The organism is Mesorhizobium delmotii (genome assembly GCF_900149755.1).
In the GTDB taxonomy this organism is placed as follows: domain Bacteria; phylum Pseudomonadota; class Alphaproteobacteria; order Rhizobiales; family Rhizobiaceae; genus Mesorhizobium; species Mesorhizobium delmotii.
The window spans coordinates 45,371-61,243 of the sequence record NZ_FUIG01000029.1 but is presented as its reverse complement, the minus strand read 5'-3'; the positions used below and the strand labels follow the sequence as shown (position 1 = coordinate 61,243).

Here is a 15,873-nt window from a genome sequence, read left to right as displayed (position 1 = left end):
ACGTGCTCTAGGAGCCTAACTTCCGTTGTGCAGGCTAATCCAAGGGATCGCGAAAAGCGCAATCACCATAGGTGTAAGGAGATTCTGATGTCGAACATGATGAAGGCGCTGGTCAAGGCCAAGGCCGAGCCGGGCATCTGGATGGAAGAAGTGCCGGTGCCGGAAATCGGCCCGAACGACGTTCTGATCAAAATCAAGAAGACCGCGATCTGCGGCACCGACGTCCACATCTACAATTGGGACCAGTGGGCGCAGAAGACCGTGCCGGTGCCGATGGTGACCGGCCACGAATTCGTCGGCACGGTCGCCGACTTCGGCGCGGCGGTCACCGAATACAAGATCGGCCAGCGTGTTTCGGGCGAAGGCCACATCGTCTGCGGCCATTGCCGCAACTGCCGGGCGGGCAGGGGGCATCTGTGCCGCAACACGCTCGGCGTCGGCGTCAACCGGCCAGGCGCCTTCGGTGAATATCTGGCGATCCCGCAGCACAACGTCGTGCCGATCCCCGACGACGTGCCCGACGAGATCGCCGCAATCTTCGATCCCCTGGGCAATGCGGTTCACACCGCACTGTCCTTTGATCTCGTCGGCGAGGACGTGCTGGTCACCGGCGCCGGGCCGATCGGCATCATGGGTGCTCTGGTGGCGCAGTGCGTCGGCGCGCGAAAAGTGGTCATCACCGACATCAACCCGGTGCGGCTGGCGCTGGCGAAAAAACTCGGCGTCCAGCATGTGGTCGACGCGTCGAAGGAAAAGCTGCGCGATATCATGCCGGCGCTCGGCATGACCGAAGGTTTTGACGTCGGCCTCGAAATGTCGGGCGCGGCACCCGCCTTCCGCGACATGATCGACGCCATGAACAATGGCGGCAAGATCGCCATTTTGGGCATCGCGCCGACCGGATTCGAGATCGACTGGAACAAGGTCATCTTCAAGATGCTGCATCTCAAGGGCATCTATGGCCGCGAAATGTTCGAGACCTGGTACAAGATGATCGCGCTTGTGCAGGGACCGCTGGATGTCTCAGGGCTTATAACGCACCGCATCGGCATCGATGATTTCCAGACGGGGTTCGATGCGATGCGCAGCGGCAGTTCCGGCAAGGTGGTGATGGACTGGTAGGGCGATGGCCGGCGTGACTTTGCGAAGGTGCTGACGGGACACCACCCTGGCCTGCCGGCGATCTCCCCGCGAGGGGCATCGCTGGTGCAAGGCAGTGGCTCCTCCCCAACGTGCGCCGCTCAATCGTCGGCGCGTATCGCGGCCCAATCGGACGACGCTTGTGGCAATTCGCCCAGATCGGTCAATCAATGCTCACAGGCCCCGACGCGATCGTCTGCTTTCCCAATGCCTAGGATCGAGGCCGAGGTGTTGTGGGCGTTTCAGTCGGCAAGATGGGATATGTGATCTCCGGTCGCTTTCCGGTCAGCGAATGAAGGTAGGCAACGATCCGATCGATTTCGATTTGCGTTAGCTCTTGGCCAAGCTGGGTGGTGCCCATGATAGCGACCGCCTCTCTCAGGTCCCAGACCTTGCCCGAATGAAAGTATGGCGCGGTGATTGCTACGTTGCGCAGCGACGGCACGCGGAAAACATAGGAATCCTCTGGTACATTGGTGACGGCAAATCGTCCCTTGTCGTTCTCCGGCAGAACGTCGGCGGTAGGCTTCTCAACGAGGCCGAATGGATAATAGCCTTCCCCACCAAGGTTGACACCCGAATGGCAGGACGAGCAGCCCTTTTCGATGAAAAGGGCCAGGCCCTGTTTCTCTTCAGGACCGATGGCTGTGTCATCGCCATTGAGGAACGCGTCGAAGGGGGCCGGCGTGACCAGTGTCCCCTCGTAGTCTGCGAGTGCATTGGCTACGTTTTCGAGGGTGATGGGATCGGCTTCCTCCGGGAAAGCTGAATGGAACCACTCCACATATTGCGGCATCGATTTGAACGTCTCGACCACTCGATGCGGTGTGTTGGCCATTTCGACACCGGCCTGTATCGGCCCTTTGGCCTGAGCTTTCAGGTCTTCGGCGCGACCGTCCCAAAACTGTGATTTGTTGAAGACAGAGTTAAACACCGTCGGCGCGTTGCGCTGCCCCTTCTGCCAACCATGGCCAATCGAAGTTTCACGATTGTCGTCGCCCCCGGTGGCCAGGTTGTGGCACGAGTTGCAGGAGAAAACGCCTGAGGACGAGAGGCGTGGATCGAAGAACAGTGCCTTGCCGAGGGCAATCTTCTCCGGCGTGATCGGGTTGTTGGTGAGCGCCGGCGTGAATGGCAAGGGCTCGAAGGTGGCCAGTGCCGTTTCTCTGAGGTCTGGCGGAATGAACTGCGCAGCAAAAGCTGTGGCTGCCACCAGCGCAACAGCCATCGCAGTGAATAGAATTTTCATAAATGGAGTCCTTGCGATGTGCACGGAAACCATTCTCCACATGCGGCTTGCGAACGCCCTGCGCTAGATCAGCGGATCGAGGGAATCGTGCCTGCCGACCAGCCAATCGAGCGGCGGAAACTGTGACTGCGATGTATTCATCGCCCGACGGCGGATTCCAATGGTGGGCGCGCGCAATCGCTGTTTGTTCGCCTGAGGGTTTGGTCGGTTCCGTGGCCTGTCGCCATATGCCGCCGCAACGCCAACCTGTTTCATACGCGCAAGGTTTTCTGCTCCCAGCGAGTGCACGGCTCATGGTGCTTTACAAGCTTTCTGCGTCTTCCTTTTTGCAGATCAAACGGTCGAGATCGGGACTGAACCGCGGATACTGGCGCAGTTATGGAAAGCGGTTACCGCGCAGATCAGTGTCACGACAGCGTGATGTGGCGCTATAGACCTCAATGTTGGACGAGCAACGAACAATCCTGTCGCGAGATTTGTTGCCTTCATCGGAAATCACCACTAGAAGCGACGCTCCGCAGACCAATCCCCCGGAGAGTTTCATGCCAGAAGAAGACTTCAAAAACATCGACAACCTCATCCAGCTTACCGCAGATGTTGTCTCAGCCTATGTTTCCAATAATCCCGTTCCGGTGGGGGACCTATCTGCCCTGATCGGCCAAGTGCACGAAGCTTTGAAAGGCACGGCGGCCGGTCGCGTCTCGGCACAAGAGCCGACGGTGTTGACGCCGGCGGTCCCGATCAGAAAATCGGTGACGCCGGACTACATTATCTCCCTTGAGGACGGCAAGAAATTCAAATCGCTAAAGCGTCATCTGGCGACCCATTACGGGCTGACCCCTAATGAATATCGCGCCAAATGGGGTCTGCCGGCGGACTATCCCATGGTCGCGCCGAACTATGCGGCTGCGCGCTCTGCGTTGGCCAAGACAATGGGACTCGGCCGCAAACCAAAAGAGCCTGAAGTCTCGGCGCCCGAGAAGCGGTCTAGAAAGAAGGTACCAGCGTGAGTTTTTCCATCTAGACTCGTTGTGGGGCTGGCGGCTCAATCGGCATAATGTGAGCGAAACATCGAAAAGGCGGGACCAGGTCCCGCCTTTTCCTTGCAGACGGTGTGATTAGACACCCGCGAAGCGGAACGGAATTGACATAACGCAGAGACACAGGAGATCGCAGGGGTAAAAGGAGGACAGTTATCAACTTGGGACGGAAACTCTTGCAGACTTCTATCCTGAAAAAATATCGCGAGGCTCTCCTGCCTTGGTACACCATCTATCCGACTGTGCCGGAGTTCTCCGCCGCGGTCGGCGCCGAAACTTATGAGGAATGGCTTAGGGGCCTGCCGGCTGACGATTCGGTGTCGCTCTATCTCCACATTCCGTTCTGCCGATCGATTTGCTGGTATTGCGGCTTCCCTACCACCATCACCCGCAGGGATGCGCCGATCCTCAATTATCTGGCGGTGGTGCGTGACGAGATCCGTTTGGTCTCGGAGCAAACGCCGCAGGGGCTGCGCGTGAACGACGTGCATTTCGGCGGTGGAACCCCGACTCTTATCGGGCCAGCGGGGTTTTTGGCCATGATCGAACTCCTGCGCCGCCGCTTCGCGTTCAGGAAACCCGCTACGATCGCCGTCGAGATTGACCCGCGCACGTTCACGGCCGAGATCGCCGAAGCATTGGGAGCAGCCAACGTGAACCGCGCGAGCCTCGGGGTCCAGAGCTTTGATCGCATTGTTCAAAAAGCAATCAACCGGGTCCAGAGCGAGTCGCAGACGGCCGCTGCCGTCGAAGAGCTGCGTCGGCATGGAGTAAGCCGCATCAACTTCGATCTGATCTTTGGCCTCCCGCATCAGACGGTACAGTCCTGCGTCCAGACCGCGACGGCGGCGGTCGCCATGCGCCCCAACCGGCTTTCGGTGTTCGGCTACGCGCACATTCCGTCCGTCATAAAGAATCAGCGCCTGATCGAGGAGACAGCCCTACCGGACAGCGTTGCCCGCGCCGAACAGGCTGCGGCCGTGGCAGACACGCTGGTTGCGGCCGGCTACCGAGAGATCGGCCTCGACCATTTCGCCTTGCCGGACGACGAACTTACGCTGGCACAGGCTTGCGGTCGCCTACGGCGAAATTCGCTGGGTTACTCGGCCGACACCTGCAAAACCCTGATCGGTTTCGGCGCGTCGGCTATCGGGCGTGTCGGCGAGGGCTACGTCCAGAACGACGTTACACGGGAGTTCTACAGCCGGCACATAGCAGCTGGCCGTCTGGCCACGTCAAAGGGCTACCATCTCACAGACGAAGACCGCGTGCGAGCCGCAATCATCGAGCGGCTGATGTGCGATTTGGAGGCCGATGTGCCGGCAATCTGTGCTGCCCATGGATTTGATCCGATCCGTCTTCTCGATTCAGCTGAACGCTTGGCGATGCTGGCCGAGGACGGGATAGTGGACATCGAAAAGGGTTTCATCCGAGTGCGGCAGGAGCATCGCTTCGTGATTCGCGCTGTTGCTGCCGCATTCGATGCTTTTCTCGACCGGGTTAGCCCCTAAGCACATCCAAGCAGCGTGGGGCGAGACCAAAGGGATGACCGCTCGTTGCTAAACGGCACGCCGGTGACGACGCCCTTGCGTCGCTTGAAGTGCTCGGCGTTTTCCGAATGGACGAGCGTTGCCGTCTATGAACGCGTCACAATCTTCGACAGTGACTGGTTTTGCGAGATTGCTCATCTTCTCGACATCTGTGCTCATGAATACCGCCGTTGGTCGGCAAGAAGCTGTATCGGCAGCGAGACGATCATCGGCGCGAGGACCTCGTCGGTGGCCGGCAGCACGATCGTGTGCATCGTGTCAAGTTTCGATGCGGCTGCCCCTTTTTTCATCAAAGATGAGGATCAACAGTTTGGCGTTATGGACGAAAACTAGCTTAGCCATAGCTAGTAAAGACGTGGGTACGATCCCAGAATCCTAATGCCATCGATCGTCGCCAGGGCAGCCAGCGCCGGGTGCGTCGAAACGTGTCCAGCGACATCGATGACATACTGATGGGTGTCCAGCCGCTCGCATGTCGGACGCTCATAGATATTGAGAACGACTAAATCTTCCTTCGAGAACATGTTCAGTATATAATTGAGGATCTGCTCTGACGCGCGGATATGAAGTGTCGTCCGGTCGAATCCTGTCGACGCAGGCGTGTTGCGCCCAAGCACCCACCACCGGGTTACGTTATGTAACCCTTCTTCGATTCCTGTTCGCAAGATCTGCAGATTGTACAACTTGGCTCCAAGTGCAGGACCAAATGCCGCTATCGAGGGAGCTTTTTGCTCAGCCACGAAAGATGTCGTTCCCATGCGGCTCTCTCGCTCGACGTTCGGCATGTTCTCGTCAAGCCACGCGGCCACCTCCTGCAAGGCTACGGGGTGCCCCATTACCTTGGTGATCGTCGAGAAACTCGCATCCTTGCTCGCAATGAGGCTGTAGCTCAGGACCTTCGGATACTCGGCGATAATCTTGGGAGACCTCAAGCTCAGGATCTGATCGAGGTAAGGAGTGGTTCCGACGAGAGAGGTCGTAGCTGGGGCGCAAGCAACGTCGACGCAGCCATTTTCATACGCTTCGAACAATCCGTCGCTGAACGGAACGAGTTCAACTTGGTCACCAAAGAGGTCCAGGGTGGCTTGATGGGTCCAGGTCCCCTCGGGGCCAATGTACCCGGCCCTCTTGATCCCGGAGATGTCAATCGCTGGAAGCTGCTTGAATTGCTCGTTCATTTCCCCGGCCACGCCCGATCGAGAGTGCGTCAGACGCCTCATTCCATGAAGATTCACATGTAGAGATGTTCATGACATGAAAATATTCCGCATCGAACTCGAGGCTAGGGCTGGGAAGCCATCAGAATACAGAGCAGTGCATTCAAACGAATCCCGACCAAGACGGGGCTGTCTACCCATCGGCTGGAACTCAAGATCACCGAATCGGTCCTCATTAGCGATACGACCTTCATCGATCCAATCCTTCGAGCTCCGCGGGATAGGCATGGGTATTGCCCTTGACCACTTCGGCTTCGGCTCCGGCTTTGCTATTTAGCTGTGTCATTCACTATGGACAAGCTAACTGTCAAGCGGAGCCAATACAACTTTCACAATTCATATTACACGTTCACATAAGATGCGCATTTGCAAGTATTATTTTACAGTATCGACATCAAACCGTCGCCACTTTTGTCCCAATTAACTTAGATTATCTTCAGAATCTTGCAACAATAACGGCTTCATTACCGAACGGCCGCCAACCATTTCGGCGTTGCAGGCCAATGGTTATCTCGCAGGTTGAGAAGCTCGGATTCTGGAGATCGCTGCGGCGGAGGGGAGTGTGCGCAATGGTGTCGTATGCAGCGGCTGCTGAAGTGAAGCCTCGTGAGGTGACGACGCTGCTTAGTTTGAGCTGCGCAACACAATACGTGAGTGTTCCTGATCCATCTTGCGCCAACTTCAGCCAATGGCTTCTCAGGAAACCGCACCCATCGCTCAATAGTGTCTCCTTTCTCGGTAAAGGCGCGAGCAATGGGTAGGCCACCAGATCGAGAGCGGTCGGCCACAGCACGTTCCGCCTGGTGGACGCGGCTAGCACCGCAGGCGTTGAGCAGTGCGTCGACTGCACTGCTTCGGGACAATTATATACGGGCGATTCTCTTTCTTATAGTTTCTGCGGTCGCTACGAGCACTGCAGGAATGTTCGTAAGGGCCCTGCCGATTTCTACTTGGACAATTTTGTTTTGGCGCAGCGTGTTTGCGGCGGCTTTCCTTGCAGTTTATCTACTTGCAACTGGTCATAGAGCCGGCTTTCGGCCAACGATGCAGGGCATGGCCATCGCGATCTGTCTCGCTGTTAACATGCTCGCATTCATCCCAGCGTGTCAGTTTACCTCAACTGCCAATGCATTCATCATCTTTTCTGCTGGACCAGTCTTGACGGGCATCTTGGCGTGGTTATGGCTGAGTGAGGACCTTCGCCCAGCGACCATTGTAGCAGCGATAACCATCCTCATAGGCACCTATGTGCTCGTTTCTGGAGCAGGATCGAAATCTGAACTTTTTGGCAACGCCTTTGCGATTGTCACGACTGTCACGATGTCGATCACTACCGTGCTGATCCGTCGCCACCGAGAAGAGTCCGTTCTATCCTTCATCTGTTTGGCCAATGCTTTTGTTGCCCTTGTCAGCTTTTGGTTTTGCGAACCTTTTTTCCCGAACCTCCGAGATCTGGGACTTCTCGCTTTGTTCGGTTTCGTGCAACTCGCGTTTCCTGCTGTTTTCTTCCTGGCCGGCACTCGTCGACTTCCGGCGTGCCAAGTCTCTCTCATTCTGGCACTGGAAGCGCCACTCGCGCCATTGTGGACCTGGCTCGCATTCCGTGAAATGCCGACTCGTTCAGACCTCATCGGAGGAAGTATCATTACTGGCGCGGTGGTCGGCTATCTCGTAATGATGGCGAGGTCCATCAGATCCGAACGCGAAGGCGCCGCGAGCTAGCAATCGAGCGGTGTGTGAAGGGACCGCGACCCACAAGAAGGTCGCAGCTTGATGTCATCTATCCACATTCGTTCTGATGCGTTTATCTGCCGCGAAGAATCTGCTGCAGAACATAAGAAGCCGAGGACCCGCCCCTCTTCACTCTCAAACATCTTGCTTCAGTAGAAATTAGCAGCTTCCCACAATCCTGCCCCGGTCTGCGATGGGATCCTTGTTCTTGGCCGCTCTTATGGGGCGAGTCAGTGGCACGTCTGCCCGGCTTGCCGGGCAGACGGAGAAAAGTTCAGCCAGCTTTGCTGAGACTGCCAGCGGAGGACTTCCCAGTACGGCGGTCCTGTTCGATCTCGTAGTTGATCTTCTGACCCTCATTAAGGGTCGAAAGGCCCGCTCGTTCGACAGCGGAAATGTGGACGAAAACATCCTGACCGCCATTGTCGGGCTGGATAAATCCAAATCCCTTAGTGCTGTTGAACCACTTTACCGTTCCGGTCGCCATGATCGTATTCCTTTGTAACCATTTCAATGTGGGCAGGCCATAAGCCAGTCCGCTTCATATCCGAGATTTTAGGGGCAGCAAAAGCGAAAATTGCAAAAGCCCCGGTCCAATCGCAAGCGGCTCGCAAGGCCCGCCATGACCGCCCTGTCGCCGGAAGCATCTCCCGCGCTGGCGCTCGGAATGGCCCAAAAGACAAGCGAAGCCTGCAACGCTCCGGAAAGTTGCAGAACCGCGTCTATCGCTGGTTTGGAGTCCTACCACGGGATCTGTTATCTACCGATGTGAGCAAGGGCACGCTGGCGACCCAGCAACTAACGGGCGCCCGCTAACGCCACCATATTCGTCACTCTCCGAAGGGTAGTTCACCTAGCCACCTTTTTAAGCGGCAAGGGCTTCCCATTCGGCCGTGTCAGATGCCCGACAATGTCGGATAGGCAACACAGCAGGTCCGATAACCACATTGCCGAAACGGTTTTCCCATTTGGCACGGTTGGTGCGTGCTCATGGCAAATGCGTCACGAAGCCAGGAGAGTCGCCCCATGATCCCCCACCAAAAAATGCCGCGCCACCTTTCCCCGACGCACTCAAAGATAACGCTCGAGTCGGGCCTGGCAGCATGCTGAGGGCTCATCTGGCCCGGCGCCGCCCACCGATCCACCTTCTCGCAGTGAGGGCGACGAGGACGCGGCACCTTCAAAATGAGGGACAACTCACTTCGCTTCGAACCTTGCCCATCGCCCGGTCATCACATCCGAAGCCAGCGATATATCTTCGGTCTGGCTGGCTGGGCGGGACACTTTTTGCGGCTGCGCTGGCGTTTGTGACCATCGCTCCGGTTCTGGCGGCTACCGATGACATCAAGGCAACGAATTTCCTGCTCGACAACGGCATGGAGGTGGTCGTCATCCCCGATCACCGCGCGCCCATCGTCACTCATATGGTGTGGTACAAGATCGGCAGCGCCGACGAGCCGCCGGGGAAATCCGGTATCGCGCATTTTTTCGAGCATCTGATGTTCAAAGCGACGGCCAAGCACGCCGCCGGCGAGTTGACCCGCGCGGTGGCCGAGATCGGCGGCTCGCACAACGCCTTCACCTCTTACGACTATACCGCCTTCTACGAAAGAGTGGCGCCCTCGGCATTGGAGCAGATGATGAGCTTCGAGGCTGACCGCATGCGCAATCTCACCCTCACGGATGATGTCGTCAACACCGAGCGGGACGTGATCCTCGAGGAGCGTCGATTGAGGATCGACAACGATCCAGAGGCGGTTCTCAATGAGGAGGTCGTCACCACGCTCTGGCAGAGCCAGCCCTACCGCATCCCGGTGATCGGCTGGATGCACGAGATCGAGAAGCTGAACCGCACCGACGCCGTGGCTTTTTATGACAATTACTACCGGCCGAACAACGCCGTGCTGGTGGTGGCAGGCGACGTCGAGCCCGAGACGGTGAAGTCGCTGGCCGAGAAGACCTATGGTAAGGTCCCGCGTGGACCGGATCTGCCGCCACGCACCCGTCCGGTCGAACCCGAGCAGAACACCAGGCGCACGGTGACGCTCACTGACGCGCGTGTCAGCGTGCCGAACTTTTTGACGCAATGGGTGGTTCCCTCCTATCACACCGCGAAGCCGGGCGAAGCGGAAGCGCTGGACCTGCTGGCGGAGATCCTCGGCGGCGGTAGCCGCAGCCGGCTCTACCAGCAGCTTGTCGTCAAACAAGGCATTGCCGCCGAGGCCGGCGCCTTCTTCCAGGGCAACATGCTCGATGCCACCAACTTCACCGTCTATGGCGCGCCGCGCGGCGACGCCAAGCTTGCCGACATCGAGGCTGCGGTCGACGCCGAGATCGCCCGCATCGCCAGAAACGGCGTCACCAGCGACGAGCTGGAGAAGACCAAAGAACGCTTTATCCGCTCGGTAATCTTCGCCCACGACGAGCAGAACTCCGTCGCCAACATGTATGGCTCCACGCTTGCCACCGGCGGCAATGTGAAAGACGTCGAGGAATGGCCGGACCGCATTCGCAACGTCACCGCCGATCAGGTGAAGGCCGTTGCCGCCCGCTACCTCGTGTCCGACCATTCGACGACTGGCTATCTCTTGCCTAAGGAGAATTGATGTGATGACAACCCCACTCCGCAGCGACATTGCACAAGCCTTGCCCTCTGATGTTGGAGGAGGGAGGGCCGCGCGCCTCGCCACCTGGCTGGCCGTCCTTCCCCTTGCTATTTTCTTCCTCATCCTGCCGTCGCTCACCGCCCGTGCTGCGGTGAACATCCAGGAGGTGAAATCTGAAAAGGGGATCACCGCCTGGCTGGTGGAAGACCACACGCTGCCGATCGTCACACTCCACTTTGTCTTCGACGGCGGCACCAGCCATGACCCGGCCGGTAAGGAGGGGCTTGCCAATTTGATGATCGGCTTGTTCGACGAGGGTGCCGGCGATTACGACAGCGACACCTTTCAGGTGCAGCTCGATGACGCCGGGGCTGAGATGAGCTTCGACGCGCGGCGTGACGGCATCCATGGCTCGATGCGCATGCTTTCCGAGCGCCAGGAAGCCGCATTCGGTCTCATCAGGCTCGCGGTGAACAGGCCCCGCTTCGATCCGGCGCCGGTCGAGCGCATCCGCGCCCAGCTTCTCTCCGAAATCACGACCAACGAGCGCGAACCTCACGCAATCGCCGAGCTTGCATGGCGGCGCAGACTCTACGGCACCCATCCGTATTCGAGGCCGCCCGAGGGCACCAGGGAAAGCCTGGCCCGCATAACGCCCGCCGATCTAAGCGCCTTCCACAAGGCCGCGTTCGCCCGCGAGGGGCTTCACGTGGCGGTCGTCGGCGACATAGATGCCAAAGCCCTGAGTGCAAGGCTCGACCAGTTGTTCGGCGACTTGCCTCAGAAGCAGGCGCTCGCCCCGGTACCTGATGTCACCCCGAACCTCGGCCAGTGGACGCTGGTCGCATACGCCCTGCCCCAGACTTCGCTCCAGCTGGCTTTTCCCGGCATCGGACGCAGCGACCCGGAATTCTATGCCGCGCAGCTGATAAACGATATACTCGGAGGCTCGTCTTTTACCTCACGTCTGTTCCAGGAAGTACGCGAAAAGCGCGGCCTAGCCTACGGTGTGTCCTCTAGCTTGGAAGGCTACCAGCATTCCAACACGCTTGTCGTGACCACCTCGACGCGCGCCGACAGGGCGGCCGAGACGCTCGACCTGATAAGACAAGTAATCAATGCCTTGGTGGACACAGGCCCAACAGCGGCCGAGCTCGAAGCGAGCAAGAAGTATCTGATCGGCGCCTATGCTATCGACAATCTGGGTTCTTCCAGCTCGATTTCAGCCACGCTTGTCGGGCTGCAGCTCGACAAGCGCGGCATAGACTACATCAAACGGCGCCCGGCCCTCATCAAGCAGGTGACGCTCGACCAAGTCAGAGCGGCGGCGAAGAAACTGCTGTCGGCCGAGCCCGCCATTATGGGCGTTGGCCAGCGGCTTGGCGGCGTACCGTGACGACGAACAGTCTCGCGCTCTACAATAGTTGCTGACCGTCTCCGCCGCCATAGAGGTGCACAGAAGTACAATTGTCCATTTGATGCTTGTCCTTGCTACATCTCACATCCCCGGCCGGTGTCAAAGGGCTTCCCTACCACGATGCTGGGAGCCCAGCGGTCGGCAATCGGAATGCACAGCTCCCGCGGCCAGAAGAACGGCTGCTCCAGAATCCGGCTTGGTAGTGTGCTGAGGGTTCTGCAAATTCGCCGCCGATGTCGGCTCGGGGCTTGCGTGGTCTCGACCGAATCCCAAGCCATATGCCAGCCAGGACGACGTGTCGGCTTTGCAACAAAGTCAGAGGTCCGACTGACATGGGGCGGCTCACAACGTTGTAATTGAAAGCTTTTTCCTTCGGCACGCTTAGTGCAACGGATGATCCTCCAACGTTGCACGGAACCGCGACACACCGACAGGCGAATACCAAGAATGAAAATGACAGGAATCATTGCGTCGGACGCGCTGTCGATTTTGTCTGGCTGCCAGACGTTGGAACAGATGGACACAGGCCTAATATCGTTACGAGGTCGACCATACAAAGCGGCATTTCACGTCCTCGGCTACCCCGATGCGGAGAGCAAGATAGAGGGTAAGCGTGTTTTCACGCGGGAAGCCTGCGCCCCGCCTTGTATACGGTTCCAACGTTTAATGCAGGTCGGCGGCGAAAGGGCAAGTCTTGGCTGTGAGAATAAGACCGCCCCATCACGGTGGTCGGATGCAGGAAGGGAAAAACTCGCAATGTTCCGCGGGGCGCCGGGCGACACACCACCGCAAGCCAGCCGGCGTCGCCCGACCACATCGAGCTCGACCATGTGTTCCGGAAGGACTCACAACAGAGGACATGTGTATCAGGACATTTGGATCCGAAGCAGAAGTCATGCGCTTCAATCTTGCGGACTCATACAAAAGGCCCGGCGATTTTTATGATCTGGCAAGGCCGTTCCGTTTTTCAGCAATGCCGGAATGGCGAAACGGCCCCGAGTCGGGAATATACAGGTGAGGCGAGCCGGCCGGGTGTGGGGTCGGGCTCTCGGCCGTTCGGGGAGACGGCATGAGCGGCAGGGTTTCGCGGCGCCAGTTCATCGCAGCGGCGGCTGGTGCGGGGATCGCAGTCAAGATCGGTTTTCTGGGCCGGCCCGCGTCGGCTGCGCCCGTTGCCAATTCGCCCGGCCGTTCGCCAAACTGGATCGGACCGGACGGTCGGCCGCGTTTTCGGATGGACGCAGTGGCCAAGGTCACCGGGGATAAGACATTTACCCGCGATTTTCGCGCCCGTGATATAACGGGCTGGCCTCAGCAACAGAGCCACGCCTTCCTGATCCGCGGCACCCGGGCCGACGCCCCGTTCGACGGGCTGGACCTCTCAGTGCTGGGCGAAGATCTCAAGCCCGACCGACTGATAGCCGGCGAAGACCTTGTCCGCGATGGTCTTGCGCCGCCGGAAACGACGGCTCCCGGCTTCTATGGCGATATGTTCCTGGTGCCGAAGGGACGCATTCCGCGCCTGCTCGGTCAGCCGGTCGCGCTCTTGATCTACAACGATTTCGCGCGGTTCGACGCGGCCAAGCGGCTGGTCCGTTTCGCCGAGGGCGTCGTGCGCTGGGGGGCGACCGGCGGCTACGACACGCCACCCCATTACGGCGCCAGCCGGTTCGTGCGCATCGGCGGCGCGGCATCGGATGAAACCGACATTTATCCTCCGCTCGAAGGCACCACGATCTACGGCAGTTTCGACGGCGATCAGGTCGTCTGGCCGAAGCCGGATCAGAGCGGCGATGCGGCGGCCCGCGCCATGTGGGCGGCGGGCGAGATCGAGCGTGAGATCACGGCTACCGGCGACGACGCATTGGTCCTGAAGCGAAGCTATTTCTCGCAGTCGATCGACGCCTCCGCGATGGAAGCCGACAATGGCAATGCCTGGTTCGAGCCGGGCAGTTCGACCCTGCACGCACTCATCGCGACCCAATCGCCCTATGAGGTGGCGACCTCGACGTTGGAAATGCTGTCGAAATCGCGGTTCGCAGTGAAGGCGCTCTACCTTTCGATCGGTTACACGGTCGGATACGGTACCAAGGATCATTCCATCTTTCCCTACTACGCTATCCTGGCAGGCCTCTATGGCGACGGGCGCCCGGTGCGTCTTGCCAACGACCGCTTCGAGCAGTTCCAGATGGGGTTGAAGCGCCATGCCTTCTGGATGGAGAATACGCTTGTCGTGGATCGCTCCACGCACGCCTTCCGCATCATGAAAGGCAACTATCGCACGGATGCCGGAGGACGGCGCAACTTCTCGCCAGACGTTGGCAATGTCGGGGCCAGCGCGGCGCAGAGCATCTATTATCTGCCGAAGAGCGATTTCTCGGTCGAGGTCCGCGCTTCGCGCGCTGTCGATGCTGGCTCGACGCGCGGGTACGGAACGCTGCAGACCATGGCCGCGACCGAGATGATGGTCGATGAGGCGGCCGAACTGCTCGGCATCGATCCGATCGAGCTTCGCCTCAAGAACGCGTTCAAGACTGGCATGAAGAACTCGCAGGGCGCCATTGCCGGCGAGGCGCTAAGGACCGAGGAGGTCTTGAAGCGGGCCCGTGCCCATCCGTTGTGGAGGGATCGCGATGCGAACAAAGCGGCGTTCGATACCGCCAATCCGGGTACGCGCTATGGCATCGGTTTCGCGCAGGTGCAGAAGGATTACGGCACCGGAGCCGAGGCAGCGGTGACCACGCTGTCATTCGATCCGTCCGGCCGGCTCACCATGCGCCAGAACGGCAATGATATCGGCACGGGCCTGACCACCTCGCAGGCGGTGATGGTCGCCGACATCATCGGCCGGGTGCCGCACGACTACGCCTTCGGGATCGTCGACTGGCCCGAGATGCCTCTCGTCTCCACCGAGGAGCCCTATACGACGCCGCAGGACAGGGAGGGTGCGCTGGCACGCAACCCGCGCTGGACGCCCTCGTTTATTTCACCGATGAGCGCCTCAAACAGTGCGTATTTCGTCGGCCACGCCACGCGGATGGCGGCGCGCGCGCTGCTGCGCCTGTCGCTCTGGCCGGCTGCGCTCGCGCTCTGGTCGAGTGGACCGGGCCGCAGGCAGGCGGGGACGCTCGCTATCGATATGGCGGACGTGCGGATCGTCGACGGCAAATTGATGGCTGGAGGGATGCAGCCGCTCGCCCTGGAACAACTTGCGGCGGCGGCGCACAGGCTCGGCCTGGTCACGGGGGTCAGCGTCCATGTCTTCAACCGTTGGCAATGGGCCGAGGCGGTGTTCGATGTGCCGAACGTCGGCGCCGTCCGCTTGCCGGTCGACGCGCTTTCGGTCTGCTATGGCCAAAGCGCGCCAGCTGGTTTGAAGGCGCTGATGACCTCCGGCGGCTTCCATTTTCTCGACCGGCGCCAGGTCTTCTATCCGCCAGTACGGCGCCAGAAGGCTGCCGGCACCTGTTATACGGGCATGGCGACGATCGCCGAGGTCGCCGTGGACACCGCCTCAGGCGACGTGAAGCTCCTGTCGCATTATTCCATCCTCGAATGCGGCACTCAAATCGTGCCGGAACTCGTCTCGGGTCAGCTGCAAGGCGGCCTGGCGATGGGCGTCGGCCACGCCTTGCTCGAGGAATTGCCGCTCTATGAGGACGGTCCCGGCGACGGGACGTGGAACTGGAACCGGTATCGCCTGCCGCATGCCAGGGATGTCGCGGTCTGGACGCAGACATCGGAGGTGTTGGCGCCGCTTTCCGATATCGACCCACCAAAGGGAATGGCCGAGGTCGTGATGATCGCGATCGTTCCGGCGATCGTCAATGCGGTCAACCATGCCATCGGCAAGCGTTTTTATCAGACGCCGATCACGCCAGAGAAGATTTTGGAGGCGCTGCCGTGACCGTTGCCACGCGACC

The 15,873-nt window shown here is 59.4% G+C and carries 10 protein-coding genes and 1 pseudogene; 7 read left to right on the top strand and 4 right to left on the bottom strand.

Features of this window, described 5'->3' with window-relative positions; all coding sequences use genetic code 11:
• Positions 1–87 precede the first annotated feature (87 nt).
• Positions 88–1,122 carry an L-threonine 3-dehydrogenase gene (tdh, locus tag BQ8482_RS19090; protein ID WP_077376197.1) on the top strand — a complete coding sequence of 345 codons (1,035 nt, stop codon included), beginning with the start codon at positions 88–90 and terminating at the stop codon, positions 1,120–1,122.
• A 229-nt stretch (positions 1,123–1,351) separates the two neighbouring features.
• Here the strand turns inward: tdh and BQ8482_RS19085 are convergent, their stop codons facing one another.
• Positions 1,352–2,389 (bottom strand): cytochrome-c peroxidase, encoded by a 1,038-nt coding sequence (locus tag BQ8482_RS19085; protein WP_123149063.1) that lies wholly within the window; start codon positions 2,387–2,389, stop codon positions 1,352–1,354.
• Between the two features lie 542 nt (positions 2,390–2,931).
• Here BQ8482_RS19085 and BQ8482_RS19075 point away from each other — a divergent pair.
• Together BQ8482_RS19075 and hemN are read left to right on the top strand one after the other, a co-directional pair.
• On the top strand, positions 2,932–3,399 hold the full coding sequence (locus tag BQ8482_RS19075) for a Ros/MucR family transcriptional regulator (RefSeq protein ID WP_008874817.1): 468 nt from the start codon (positions 2,932–2,934) through the stop codon (positions 3,397–3,399).
• Between the two features lie 206 nt (positions 3,400–3,605).
• Complete coding sequence (gene hemN / locus BQ8482_RS19070; protein WP_123149061.1) at positions 3,606–4,940, top strand: oxygen-independent coproporphyrinogen III oxidase; 1,335 nt, start codon at positions 3,606–3,608, stop codon at positions 4,938–4,940.
• 144 nt (positions 4,941–5,084) lie between these two features.
• Here the strand turns inward: hemN and BQ8482_RS19065 are convergent.
• Both BQ8482_RS19065 and BQ8482_RS19060 read right to left on the bottom strand, forming a co-directional pair.
• Positions 5,085–5,266 (bottom strand): annotated as a pseudogene (locus BQ8482_RS19065) (hypothetical protein); the annotation flags it as partial.
• A gap of 57 nt (positions 5,267–5,323) precedes the next feature.
• Positions 5,324–6,157, bottom strand: coding sequence for a prephenate dehydratase (locus tag BQ8482_RS19060; protein WP_165848631.1), 834 nt, complete (start codon positions 6,155–6,157; stop codon positions 5,324–5,326).
• Between the two features lie 792 nt (positions 6,158–6,949).
• Here BQ8482_RS19060 and BQ8482_RS19055 point away from each other — a divergent pair.
• Positions 6,950–7,918 (top strand): DMT family transporter, encoded by a 969-nt coding sequence (locus tag BQ8482_RS19055; RefSeq protein ID WP_123149059.1) that lies wholly within the window; start codon positions 6,950–6,952, stop codon positions 7,916–7,918.
• Positions 7,919–8,201: 283 nt separating this feature from the next.
• Here the strand turns inward: BQ8482_RS19055 and BQ8482_RS19050 are convergent, their stop codons facing one another.
• Entirely contained in the window at positions 8,202–8,414 is a 213-nt protein-coding gene (locus tag BQ8482_RS19050; protein ID WP_095777381.1) for a cold-shock protein, read from the bottom strand.
• Positions 8,415–9,234: 820 nt separating this feature from the next.
• Here BQ8482_RS19050 and BQ8482_RS19045 point away from each other — a divergent pair.
• The 3 genes from BQ8482_RS19045 to BQ8482_RS19035 all read left to right on the top strand — a co-directional run bounded on the left by BQ8482_RS19045 (position 9,235) and on the right by BQ8482_RS19035 (position 15,857).
• On the top strand, positions 9,235–10,533 hold the full coding sequence (locus BQ8482_RS19045) for a M16 family metallopeptidase (protein WP_425294112.1): 1,299 nt from the start codon (positions 9,235–9,237) through the stop codon (positions 10,531–10,533).
• Positions 10,534–10,537: 4 nt separating this feature from the next.
• A complete protein-coding gene (locus BQ8482_RS19040) occupies positions 10,538–11,929 on the top strand; it encodes a M16 family metallopeptidase (RefSeq protein WP_123149140.1) in 1,392 nt (463 codons plus the stop codon).
• Positions 11,930–13,019: 1,090 nt separating this feature from the next.
• Positions 13,020–15,857, top strand: a complete 2,838-nt coding sequence (locus BQ8482_RS19035) for a xanthine dehydrogenase family protein molybdopterin-binding subunit (protein WP_123149057.1) — start codon at positions 13,020–13,022, stop codon at positions 15,855–15,857.
• The last annotated feature ends 16 nt before the right edge of the window (positions 15,858–15,873 follow it).

Coding starts and splice junctions, on each gene's coding strand:
- tdh (WP_077376197.1), top strand. CDS start 88: ATGTCGAACATGATGAAGGCGCTGGTCAAGGCCAAGGCCGAGCCGGGC.
- BQ8482_RS19085 (WP_123149063.1), bottom strand. CDS start 2,389: ATGAAAATTCTATTCACTGCGATGGCTGTTGCGCTGGTGGCAGCCACA.
- BQ8482_RS19075 (WP_008874817.1), top strand. CDS start 2,932: ATGCCAGAAGAAGACTTCAAAAACATCGACAACCTCATCCAGCTTACC.
- BQ8482_RS19060 (WP_165848631.1), bottom strand. CDS start 6,157: ATGAACGAGCAATTCAAGCAGCTTCCAGCGATTGACATCTCCGGGATC.
- BQ8482_RS19055 (WP_123149059.1), top strand. CDS start 6,950: ATGGGTAGGCCACCAGATCGAGAGCGGTCGGCCACAGCACGTTCCGCC.
- BQ8482_RS19050 (WP_095777381.1), bottom strand. CDS start 8,414: ATGGCGACCGGAACGGTAAAGTGGTTCAACAGCACTAAGGGATTTGGA.
- BQ8482_RS19040 (WP_123149140.1), top strand. CDS start 10,538: ATGACAACCCCACTCCGCAGCGACATTGCACAAGCCTTGCCCTCTGAT.
- BQ8482_RS19035 (WP_123149057.1), top strand. CDS start 13,020: ATGAGCGGCAGGGTTTCGCGGCGCCAGTTCATCGCAGCGGCGGCTGGT.